Below are 12,706 nucleotides of genomic sequence, written 5' to 3' on the forward strand. Positions count from 1 at the left end.
GGTGCGAGATTCCATCTTGCACCAGTGGTGTTGAACGGAAAAGAATAGCCCTGGATGCAAACCGGGGTCAAGAACAAGTGAATAAAATTTCTAAAGGCCCAATGCGTTACGCAAACGTAATAAGGTCCTTCGCTTTGTTCCCCGCAGTCGCTCGGCTCTAGCTGAGTGACTACCTAGTTCTAGGCCTCTGGCCGGTAGACGGCGAACCAGTAGAGGATCAGCCAACAACTTTTCCCAACCAAAACAGGCTTACTACCATCGGCCAGAGGCCTACCATACTACCTCGTCACTCGGCTAGAGCCGAGCGACTGCGAGGGAAATAAACCTGCTACCCACTGGTGCGAGATTCCCTCTCGTTCCTACGATTAGGCAGGTTCTACCTGCCGTTCTCCCAAGCCTGTCAGCCCTAACCAAGCGAACAATCACATTCCGATTCTAAAGGTTAGACCGCTTCTAAGATTCATAATTTAATATACTTTATATGTACGCTTCTTTTGAATTTACTCTACCTTTGGCTCGCCATGAGAAAAGTGATCGCCCTCTTTCTGAGCATATTAATGTTTATGGGCAGTTTGTTTCCACAAACTGACATAGAGGAGGTCTATAAAATTCCGGGCTTGCTTACTCATTTTCAGGAGCATAGGGCTAAGCTGCAACCAAATTTAAGTTTCTGGGGCTTTTTAAAAATGCATTACAGCCCAAGCTCGGAGCACGCGAAAACCCCGCATCCTCACACGAAGATCCCCTTTTACAATCATGCCTCGGCTGGATTTTTGTTTGTGATTAGTGAATTCAAAGCTGCTCTTGAAAAGCCATTGATTACGTTTTTCTCCTGTAATCACCATTTCCAATATTTAAATGCGTACGCCTACCAAACGTACGTCTCGCTGTTACGCCCTCCTCAGTAATTCTAGTTCCTCTCACGGATTGATTACAGAACCTAGTTGCCCTTGCGGGTAACTCAATAGCTGTTGTCCTTTCGTATTCATCAGTCCCCTAAGCAGGCATCAAACTGATGGTGCCGGCATCATCCGGGGCTGATTCTTGATTCTATTTTCTGGAACTAACCAATGCTGACATGCTACAAGCGTTGATCGGATTCAGCATCCGAAACAAACTTGTCGTGGCTATTGGAGTCTTGGCCATTATGGCCTGGGGAGGTTATGCCTTGACGCAAATCCCCATTGACGCTAATCCCGACATCACTAATAATCAGGTACAAGTCGTTACCCAGTCTTCCTCTCTGGCGGCTCAGGAGATGGAACAGTTTATTACGTTCCCCCTGGAAACCAGCCTTCGTAATATTCCGGGAGTTACGGAAATTCGTTCGGTTTCCCGGTTTGGTCTTTCGGTCATTACCGTAGTTTTTGAAGATGACGTAGACCTGTTTCTGGCCCGACAACTGGTGAGTGAAAAACTTAAAGAGTCGGAGGCGGCCCTGCTTTCCGGAGGATCATCCCCACAAATGGCTCCCATTACTACCGGTTTAGGAGAAATTTACCAATACGTACTGCGGCCTGCCCCAGGTTATGAGGCCGAATATGACGCGACGCAGCTGAGAACTATTCAGGACTGGATAGTCAAGCGTCAGTTGGCGGGCGTTGCCGGAGTCGTTGAAGTAAGCAGCATGGGGGGATTTTTAAAGCAATACGAGGTAAGCGTAAACCCCGATCAGTTGCGGGCACACGATGTAACCATGGCGGAGCTTTTTACAGCCCTTTCCCTAAATAATGCCAATACCGGGGGCAGTTACATTGAAAAAGGTTCTGAAGCGTTCTTTATCCGTGGGGAGGGCATGGTTCATTCGGCGGAGGAAATAGGTCAGATTGTGATCAAGACCATCAATCAAACACCTCTTCTGGTGGCGGATGTGGCGAATGTACGTATAGGCCATGCCGTTAGATACGGAGCCATGACTCAAAACGGTACGGGCGAAGTAGTAGGTGGTATCGTGATGATGCTTAAAGGGGCCAGTTCAGAAAAGACGATTAAGGGCGTGAAGGCCCGTATGGAAGAAGTTCGCAAGACGCTTCCCAAAGGGTTAGTGCTGGAACCTTTTCTGGATCGGACGGTGCTGATTGATAAGGCTATTCATACCGTAGCTAAAAACCTGATCGAAGGCGGTCTCATCGTGATTGTCGTGCTTCTGGTGTTGCTAGGTAACCTGCGTGCCGGATTAATTGTAGCCTCTGTCATACCACTTTGTATGCTTTTTGCCCTGGGGATGATGAACACCTTCGGCGTCTCGGCCAACCTGATGAGTCTCGGAGCCATTGACTTTGGCTTACTCGTGGACGGAGCGGTGATTATTATCGAAGGCATGATCTTCTATCTGGTCCATCACCAGGGGGTTTTGAAGGAACAGATGGATGACGTGGCTCAGCAATCCGCCGAACGGATGATGCAGTCGGCTCTCTTTGGCCAGCTCATCATTTTAATTGTCTATTTTCCCATCTTGTCTTTGACGGGTATTGAAGGCAAGATGTTTCGTCCGATGGCTCTGACCGTAGGTTTTGCGTTGCTGGGAGCCATGATTCTTTGCATTACCTATATTCCCATGATGGCCGCCGCTTTCCTGAAACCCGATACCAAAGAAAGTGCCTTTTCCGAGAAAATCATGCACGGTCTACATCGCCTATATGATCCACTGATTCGTAAGGCTCTGCGTTTCCGGGCTGTCATTTTAGGTCTGTCGCTGGTATTGCTGGGCATTAGTGTCTGGGTATTTACCCGCATGGGAGGCGAGTTTATTCCTAATCTTGACGAAGGAGATCTGGCCATTAGCCTGACGCTGAAACCCGGAAGTTCGCTAAGTCAGACGGTTGAGACGACGACTAAAGTAGAGAAGATTCTTAAAACGTCTTTCCCGGAAGTAGAAACCGTTGTCTCTAAAATTGGAACGGCTGAAATTCCTACGGACCCTATGCCTATTGAAGCCGCCGATATTATGGTTCGACTGAAAGAACCCAATGAATGGGTCACTACCCACGACAAAGCCGTGTTGGTAGAAAAAATGAAAGCCGCTTTAGAAACATTACCTGGTTTGAATCTGGAATTTACCCAGCCCATTCAGTTGCGTTTTAACGAATTAATGACGGGTGTCAAGTCGGATGTGGCCATTAAAATTTACGGCGAGGATTTAGATACCCTGCATATCCGGGCTAATCAAATCGCCGGAATCATCCATAACATAGACGGGGTCAGTGATATCAAAGTAGAGCAGATCGTGGGATTACCCCAAATGCTGGTTTCTTACAATCGGGCACGACTGGCCCAGTACGGAGTTAATGTTTCTGCTTTGAATCAGGTGATTAAAACAGCTTTTGCGGGCGAAACGGCGGGCGTAGTGTTTGAAGGTGAGAAACGCTTTGATCTGGTAGTAAGACTTGATAGTTCACACCGTCAGGACATTACGGATATTCGACAAATCTACGTGGATCTACCCAACGGCAATCAGGTTCCGCTGGAAGAACTAGCCAGTGTCCGCTACAGTAATGCTCCCATGCAGATTTCAAGGGATAATGCCCGTCGCCGGATTACCATTGGCATGAACGTCAGGGGGCGGGATGTGGAGAGTCTGATCGGTGAAATTCAGCAGGTTCTCTCACAAAAGGTAAAACTACCTCCCAACTATTCCATTACCTATGGAGGTCAGTTTGAAAACCTCGTGAAAGCAAAGTCCCGACTCATGGTAGCCGTGCCGGTCTCCCTATTACTCATTTTTGTCCTTCTGTTTTTTACCTTCGGTTCCGTTAGACAGGCCTTGATGATTTATTCGGCCATTCCACTTTCGGCCATTGGGGGCATATGGGCTCTGGAACTTCGGGGACTACCCTTTAGCATCTCGGCAGGCGTGGGCTTTATTGCCTTATTTGGTATTGCCGTTTTGAATGGTATTGTTCTGATTAGTTACTTCAATCAGCTCAAGCAGGAGGGGCATTCCCAGTTGTTTAAACGGATTTTACTAGGCACTTCGGTACGTTTCAGACCCGTGGTAATGACAGCCGCCGTGGCTTCGCTGGGCTTTCTGCCCATGGCTCTCTCCACAACGGCGGGGGCCGAAGTACAGCGTCCGCTGGCTACGGTAGTGATTGGCGGACTGGTTTCTGCCACGTTACTAACGCTGGTAGTACTTCCCATTTTGTATAGCTATCTGGATCGTTCGGTGAAAGTCAGTAAAAAGGGCTCGGTGGTAATGAGTTTGCTTCTAGTAAGCCTCCTAAGCAGTTTCCCTACTCAGGCTCAAAAACTTACCCTGGATCAGGCCTTAACTCAGGCCCTAGAACGTAATCAGCATCTGCAATCGGCTGGTGTTTCGATTCAGGTACAGGAAAAACTTCGGCGTTCGGCTTTTGACATTCCCAAAACCAGCCTGGATTACCAGCGAGGGCAAATTCAGGGTGCCAATCGCGATTATACCTTTAATGCGGTGCAGAGCTTCGCCTTACCGGGATTGTATCAGTCCCAACGCCGCTTTCAGGAAGCTCAGGTTGACCTGGCTCAGAAAAATTTTCGGGTTACGAAAAATGAATTAATGCGTCAGGTAAAGTTATCGTATTACCACCTGCTGGTTCTTTACGCCCGACAAGCGGTATTACAGCAACAGGATTCTGTGTTTACCAAAGCCGCCTTCGCAGCCAACGTGAGACTACGAACGGGCGAAAGTAATCGGCTTGAACAGATTACGGCCCAAGCTCGCCAGCGGGACATCAGGACTCAAATTCGGTCGCTGCAATCGCAGATTAAGATAGCCCGGCAGGCCTTAGGTATTTACCTTCAACAGCCCGAAGGCGTGGAGATTGATACGAGCCAATCGCTTCGCATTACGCCTAATCCAAAGCTATCCATTCTTGCAGAAAATAATCCCGAACTGCAATTACTAGCTAGTCAGCAGCAATCGGAAGAACGCCGGATTAGCGTTGAGAAAAATCGCCTACTTCCTGATCTGCGACTCGGATACCTGAATCAGTCCTTTGAACGGAAAGGGGGCTTTCAGGCGGTGCAGGTTGGCGTCTCGTTACCCATCGTTTCGGGCTGGTATAAAAGTCGAATAGAGGCGGCCCGGCTCAGTGCCCAAGCTACCAGAATTGAGTATGAATATCAGGCTTCACGTCTGACGGGCCTCGCGTCGATTAATCAGCAGGAAGTCCTCCGCACCGCTCAGAATCTGGAATATTATACCGCTACGGCACTTCCGCAGGCCAACTTTATCCTTGCCAACGCAGAGAAAAGCTATGTCGCCGGAGAGATTGAATATGTCGAGTTTGTGCAGGCGAGTTTGCAGGCCTGGCAAATCAAGGAAGAATACTTGAATCAGGTTGCAGCCTACAATCAAGCGGTTATTGAACTGGAGTCACTAGTACTCCCCATCGAATAAATTCATGAAGAAACTCCTTTTCCTGGGCTGGATAACCCTATTAGGTTGCCAGTCCGAACATAAAAATTCAGAAAAACAGGACTCCTTGGTGAAACCTGATCGCACGGCTTCAGTCACCACAACAGCACTCATTCCAATACCCGTCGCGATGGTCAAACAAGCCGGTATTGAAACGGGAATTGTCGATGAAATCAGCCTGGCGGAAACCATTCAGGCCAATGGCATTATTCAGGCTCCGCCTCAGTACATAGCTACGATTAGTGCCCCTCTGGGTGGGTTTGTTAAGAAAATGAATCTCCTCCAGGGTAGTTTTGTTCGGCAAGGCCAGGCGGTTGTCGAGCTGGAACACCCCGACTATATTAAGCTTCAGCAGGAATACCTTCAGGCTCTGAGCCGAATTTACTTTTTAGGCAAAGAATTAGAACGTCAGACGGAGCTTGAAAAAGAAAACGTCGGTGCCCGCCGGAAACTAGAGCAGTCTGACTCGGATTATAAAGCTACTCAGGCTCTGGTCACTTCTCTGGAGGCTCAGTTAAGGCTCTTAGGTATTAATCCCAAGTCTGTCCGACAAGGCTCCATCCTGAGTACTATTCAGCTCCGGGCTCCTTTCAGCGGATATGTGCAGGCGATAAATGTTAACATTGGCCGTCACGTGAATGCCAACGAAGCGTTGATGGAGATTGTCAATAAACAGCATCTGCACGTGGCCTTGAACGTCTTCGAAAAGGATATTGCCAAAGTAAAAGAAGGCCAGCTCATTCACTTTGCTTTGACGCAGGGAAATACCGAAGAGCAAACGGCGAGGGTAGAGCTAGTGGCTCAAACGTTTGATGGGGACACCAAAACCGTAAAAGTACAGGGCCATTTACTGGCCAACAGTGCGTCTATGGTGCCCGGTGCCTATGTAAGAGCCCAGATTGTAACGGATCAGAAGAAAGTCCCTGCTCTGCCGAATGAAGCCATCATTCGGGATGGTAGTAAAAGCTTTGTCTACCGTCTCGAAAAAAAGGATCAACAGTATTACTACTTTAAAAAGATTCCCGTGAAGATCGGGACTTCAGAAAAAGGGTATACCGAAATCATATTAGAAACGCCATCGCCCCTACCGCTGGTTAAAAAGGGTAGTTATTTTATCAGTGCCGAACTAGCAAAAGCGGAAGGATAATGAACGAAGAGCGGCCTTTTTGGAAGAAGGTCGCTCTTTGCTTACTTAAGTCTAGAATCAAGACTTCTAAAACTTTGAGGGATAACGGCAGGTTCCACCTGCCTTATTTTAGGAACGAGATGGAATCTCGCACCAGTGGGTCTTAGTTAGTTAAACCAAAATGGCCTACATCACACGTTCGTAGTTTAACTCAAAATTTTGGTTCTGAAAGGTCATAGACGCCACTTCATAGCATTTGTCTCTCCCCGCTATGGCTGGCGTCTAAACAACCACGGCGTAACTGCGAGAAAATGAAAGCGGCAAATCCATAGACTTCAGGCCGACCGATGCCAGCTTTTTCGCTGGCATCATTCGTCTAACATCCAATTGTTGATACCCCCTCCCGCAGTCGCTCAGCTCTAGCCGAGTGACGGTGGCAGCCAATTTTTCCCCCTGTCATCTCGAACGCAGCGAGAGACCTTGGGTGGAATGGGGCGGGGCTGGCTTAGTCAAGTTACCGCATGCCCTAAACAGCTCGAAAAAGATCATAAGGTTCTTCGCTTCGCTCTGAATGACAGACGCTGATAATCAAGTCCCCGGATTTCATCCGGGGCTATTCAGAACGGGGCTACCTGTGTTGAACCCCTCCGGGGTTATTGGTCGTAACCCTTAACAATTTTTACAACAACCCCAGCGGGGTTGAATATGGATAGCCTCGGATGAAATCCGGGGAATTCACGTCAGTTACCAACAAACAGCCGTTGAAGACACCAGCCCTTACACCAAGTTAGTGTCTTCAATGAACCTTACTTCCGCCCGGGCTCCCAGACCACATTAGTGTAATAAAACCCACCAATACCCGGCCCCCCGATAAAGGTGTAATAGGATTTGTTCATAAGATTTGTTCCGCCTGCTTTCAGCAACAGGCCCAGTTTAGGCAATTGATAACTAAGCTGGGCATCTACGGTGTTAATGGCCGCGACCCTTCCAGAAGCAAGTTCAGATTGCCACAGAAAGGCACTCTGGTATTTATAGCTGACTGAAAAACCCAGGCCCGACCAGAGGTTTGCGTTTGAAGCACTGACATTGGTAATCCATTGGGGCGTATTAAAGGCACTTTCTAGGCCATCCCCCTTTTCAGCCCGGTCCAAACGAGCAAAAGACACATTTCCCGCCAACGACCACTGAGAAGTTAAACTATACCGCAAGGCCGCACTCGCTCCGTAGTTATAAACCCGACTTTGCGAATTTGTCCAGAGCCGATACCGATCCTGCGTGGTTGAGCTGGACAAGTAATAACCCAGTGAATCGGCATTACTACCGCGTGGAATATTGGCATTGACCTGAGCCATGAAATTCCGGTAAGCCGTATAATAAAATTCGCCATCAATGTAGAGTCGTTGCTTCAGCCACAGGCCTTTATAACCCACTTCAAAGCTATTTACCTGCTCGGGTTTTAGGTAGTTATAAGGACTTTTTCGTAACAAGCCTTTGTTCTTTTCTATCGCCTGAGGAGTCGTTAGTCCATTGGTATTGACATCGGTATTAATGGCCGCCTGGAACGCATCGATGGACGTTCGCAGGTAAGCCCGTTCGAAAATATTTTGGGACATAATGGGTAAACCTCCTACCCTTTTTACGCCTCCTGAAATCACATTCGAAAAGGCTTCAAACAGAGACGGGAAACGATAGCCATTCTGATACGAAAGACGGAAGTTGTGCAGTTCGGTTGGGCTATATACCACCGCGACGCGGGGATTTAGCCGGGCGGTAAAATAACTGTTTTTATCCACCCGAAGTGAACCCGTTACTTTTAACTGATCCTCGAAAAAGCCCCGGGCCGCCTGAAGAAAAGCTCCTTGCTTACCATAGATTAAGTTTTGTCCGGGTCTGGCGGGATTAACGAAATAGTTACCATCGGGATACACCACATAACGACGAAAGTCAAAACCCACCAACAGATCAATTCCTGTTTGCTCACGGAAATTTTTCCATTGTTCTTTCGTCGGCTGAAACTGCCCTTCGGCGTGATACATCCAGGACTTTACCTGCAAAGCCGCTCCCGTATCCCAGTTGTTGATGTGTCGCAATCGTTCGATTAACTCATTGTATGCCTGCGTTCCTGACACGGGCCGACCCTGATCAGCCCTTAGACGAGCCTCTTGCAAGGCCCTGGGTACGGAAACATCGCCTGCCTGTAGGGCATTAAATGCATTGGTAAAATCTGAAAACCACTGGTTATCAGATTTGAAGGAACGGTCGATATTCTCGGCCATTGAGCGGATGTTATAGGAAGAGCCCGTATTTTCGCTCGAACGATACAAACGTAACTGAACCGAAGACGAACGCAGTGTTACACTGTGTTGATCGAGTCGGTAATCTTCCAGCCGAAAACGATTGGTACGCTGGTAAACATTGTTGAGCGTGGCTCCCTGATAGGTATAGATCAGTTCCGTTCTGGGGTTAATCCGGTAATGCAGGGACACATCTCCCCGCAGATTCATCAGGTTATAATCCGTGGCTTCCGCTTCGTAATACCCCGTTCGGGCTACAACGTAATTTCTACCTCCCAATCGCAAGGTACGACGATTGGCAGCTTCGTTTCCGTAACTACTGACAGGATCTAAAGCGGGATTATCCAGGCCAGACAGACCCAGGGAGCTATTTACATTTGGACTCAAATCCTGCTGATTCGCAGCAATCCAGTCATACCCCCGTTGGTAAACCAGATTTACTTTAAAGGCAAATTTGTTTTTAAAGGCCTGAGCGTACCGCAGACTAGTTTCTGAGAAAAGTTTAGCTGACGTCGCCGATTCTCCCACATGATTAATACCCGTTTTCTGAGCAATACTAAACCCTTGGGAATCAAATGGATTTCGGGTAATGATATTTACCAGACCATTCAGGGCATTCATGCCGTACAAAGCCGAAGCCACGCCAGGAACTACTTCCACCTGCTGAATATCCAGATCAGACGGAGCCAGAGCGTTGGCAATGGGAGCCCCAATGTGCGGAGCCTGGTTATCCCGGCCGTCTACTAATTGTACAAATCGAACATTGGTTGTATTAGCAAAGCCACGGGTGTTGTACACCTTAAAGCCTAAACTCGGCGTAAGAATCTGAATGCCTTTTAGATTCTCAATGGCATCAAAATACGAAGGCTGGGCAGACTGACGAATCCGGCGGGCGTCAAGCATTTCAATACTAACGGGCGATTTAAGAATGGATTCCGGTAGTCGAGAAGCCGAGATCACCACCTCTCCCAACTCGCGTGATCGGATCGAATCCGGGCGTGGAATGGTATCATTCGAAACCGTAACTAAGGTTAAATAGAGAAAAGTAGAATGGAGCATAGATTCGGTTTCAAACGCTGACTAACGAATTTATCGTTATATTTTATAGAACATAACGATAAATGAAACCGATTTGTTAACAGAGAGAAGATATGAAAATTAAAAGGGCGAAAAACCCAAACAGGTTTTTTAGAAAAGCATATTAATGCACCTTTCTCCATTTACCTTCAGCGAATGGAGAAAGGTACATTGATTGTAAAGTTTTCCCTACCTGAACTTAAAAGATCTCCCAGGGTAAGTTTAGTGATAGTAGCGAACTTTGTATACGTGATTAGGCAGGTAAAGCCACTATTCACTTTTAAGCGTTTTAACCGGATTCAAAAGAGCCGCTTTAATGCCCTGGACACTAACCGTTAGAAAGGCAACCACCAACGCCAGCAGGCCCGCCCCTACAAAAATCCATCCTGATAGTTCGATCCGGTAAGCAAAGCCTCCCAACCATTCACTCATGGCATACCAAGCCAGAGGAGCAGCCAGTAAACTGGCACCCAGTACCAACGTAAGCAAATCCCTGGAAAGCAAAGCGACAATTCCTGGAATGGATGCTCCCAATACTTTACGAATGCCAATTTCTTTGGTTCGTTGCTCTGCTGTGAAGGCCGCCAGTCCGAACAAACCTAAGCAGGAAATAACGATAGCCAGACTGGCAAATACATTAGCAAATACGCTTACCACTTTTTCCTTCTCATATAATCTTTCATAGTCTGCCTCAGCAAATTGAAAGCTAAAAGGATAGTCGGGGTTAAAACGCTGGTAAAGAGACTTGATCTGAGCAAGAGCCGTTTGGGTCTGACCCGGCTGGATTCGAATTATAATCGTTTGCTCTGAAGCGTTTTTATTAAGTCGAATGATGAGAGGCTCAATGGCTTTCTGTAAAGACCCGAAATGGAAATCCTTTACCACCCCAATAATCTTACCCGGTTTATTCCAAACCGATAGATCTTTGCCCAGCGGATCAGCATAGGGTAAACGCTTAGCTGCCGCTTCGTTAATCAAATAATTGCTTGAATCCGTGGCTAACGCAGAGGAAAAGTCACGTCCCCGTACTTCGAGCTTTAATGTTTTTATCAAATCATACCCTACGGACTGAATTTGAAATTCAGTACTCTGGTTGCTGGCTTTACCACTCCATTCCACACTATTCGTACTATTCCCGAAATCCGATAACCGATCATTAACCCTGGTTATACTCTGAATAGTAGCCTGCCGCATCAGCTCTTGCTTAAACGTTTCGTAGTTGGCAGCCACCTTACCTTCCGCCGTTAAGTAGATCAAATTTCCCTTCTCATAGCCCAGATTTTTGGTTTGCATGTAATGGAGCTGCCGGTAAACTACCAGCGTTCCGATGATCAGAAGAATGGATAACGTGAATTGAAAAATCACTAAGCCCTGGCGAAAGCTCAGGGCCCCTCCAGCCAAACGGAAAGCACTTTTAAGTACCCGAACGGGTTGCAGGGAAGATAAATAAAGGGCTGGATAACTTCCTGAGAGTAAACCTACAAATGTCCACAGTCCAATCAGAGCCAGCCAGAAAGTAGGGCTGGTTAAAGGCAACTCCATCTGCTTTGCTGTGAAGACATTAAAAGCAGGTAAGACCAGTGAAGCCAGTTCAAGAGCCAGCACCAGGGCGGGTAATGTTAATAAGAGGGCTTCGCTCAGGAATTGTCCAATCAGCTCTTTTTGACCAGCTCCTAATACCTTTCGCACGCCTACTTCTTTCGCCCGTTTCACCGAACGAGCCGTAGCCAGATTCATGAAATTAATACAGGCGATTAACAAAAGGAAGACGGCTACCACGCTAAACAACCGGACGTATTCAATCCGACCTCCAGTGGCATACCCACTCGACAAGTCTGAATAAAGGTGAGCTTTGGTTTCTGGTTGTAGAAACAATTCTATGTTGAAACCGGACCCAAGGCCTGCGTGTCTGCCCTGCAAAAACGATTTAATCTTTGCGTCAAAGGCAGCGGCATTCGTTCCAGGTTTTAATTGTATACGAGTTTGAGGGCTACTCGTTCCCCACTCTTTCGCCCAGGGCGTACGAGTCATGAAGTCAGACCAGCTTAATAGAAAATCATACTTATCTTCTACGGAGGTAGGGACATCTTCAAACACGGCTGAAACCTGATAATCGATTTGATGATCAAGTCGTATCGTTTTACCCATCGCTTGCGTAGCTCCCCCGAATAAGGCTTGAGCCATTTGCTGAGAGATGGCTATACTCAAGGGGTCCTGGAGAGCAGTTGCTGGGTTTCCCACCAGTAGAGGAAGGTCGTACATGCGAAACCAGTCCGCTCCGGCAGACCGCCCCATGAGTCGTAACGTTTTTTCCTGAGCATGAACCAGGTGTGGCTCTTCCCAGGTCAATCCCGCCGCATAAACGATCTCGGGAAACTGTTGCTTTAGCTCCGTTGGAAGTAATGCTGGCGTTCCGGTAGAAGCACTGACCTCCCCATTGCGAAACTGCCGCTCGTAAATTCGGTACAGATGAGACGCATTTTTATAGTGAGTCCCGATACTGCATTCATCTCGTATCCATAAATAGATAAGTAAACTACCCGCCATCCCCAAAGCCAGGCCAATCACATTAATCATTGAAAAAACCTTATGACGACTCAGGTTGCGTCTTGCAATTTTAAGATGGTTGATAAACATGACGTAGTTCTTTTACACTTCGTGATAGACCTGGCTATACTTCCTGAGACTTATTATACCTTCTATAATCCTGGGTTTAAAACCATGCCTACGCGGAACAACTAGAGTTAATATACTCAAACACAACAGATAACTAATTATAACCTGTCCAAAAACGCACAATGACGTGTTCATTTT

Annotated in this window: 5 protein-coding genes; 3 read left to right on the forward strand and 2 right to left on the reverse strand. The window is 47.4% G+C overall.

Features of this window, described 5'->3' with window-relative positions:
• The first annotated feature begins 521 nt into the window (after positions 1 to 521).
• The 3 genes from QE357_RS23065 (at position 522) to QE357_RS23075 (ending at position 6,542) form a co-directional block, all read left to right on the forward strand.
• Positions 522 to 908 (forward strand): hypothetical protein, encoded by a 387-nt coding sequence (locus QE357_RS23065; protein WP_309713085.1) that lies wholly within the window; start codon positions 522 to 524, stop codon positions 906 to 908.
• Positions 909 to 1,078: 170 nt separating this feature from the next.
• The gene (locus tag QE357_RS23070; RefSeq protein ID WP_309713088.1) at positions 1,079 to 5,377 is read left to right on the forward strand and encodes a CusA/CzcA family heavy metal efflux RND transporter; all 4,299 of its coding nucleotides are present in this window, start codon (positions 1,079 to 1,081) and stop codon (positions 5,375 to 5,377) included.
• 4 nt (positions 5,378 to 5,381) lie between these two features.
• Positions 5,382 to 6,542, forward strand: coding sequence for an efflux RND transporter periplasmic adaptor subunit (locus tag QE357_RS23075; protein ID WP_309713090.1), 1,161 nt, complete (start codon positions 5,382 to 5,384; stop codon positions 6,540 to 6,542).
• 785 nt (positions 6,543 to 7,327) lie between these two features.
• Here the strand turns inward: QE357_RS23075 and QE357_RS23080 are convergent.
• Both QE357_RS23080 and QE357_RS23085 read right to left on the reverse strand, forming a co-directional pair.
• Complete coding sequence (locus tag QE357_RS23080; RefSeq protein ID WP_309713093.1) at positions 7,328 to 9,874, reverse strand: TonB-dependent receptor domain-containing protein; 2,547 nt, start codon at positions 9,872 to 9,874, stop codon at positions 7,328 to 7,330.
• A gap of 288 nt (positions 9,875 to 10,162) precedes the next feature.
• Positions 10,163 to 12,529, reverse strand: a complete 2,367-nt coding sequence (locus QE357_RS23085) for an ABC transporter permease (RefSeq protein WP_309713095.1) — start codon at positions 12,527 to 12,529, stop codon at positions 10,163 to 10,165.
• Between the last annotated feature and the right edge of the window lie 177 nt (positions 12,530 to 12,706).

This window comes from Siphonobacter sp. SORGH_AS_0500, assembly GCF_031453245.1.
Taxonomy (GTDB): Bacteria; Bacteroidota; Bacteroidia; order Cytophagales; family Spirosomataceae; genus Siphonobacter.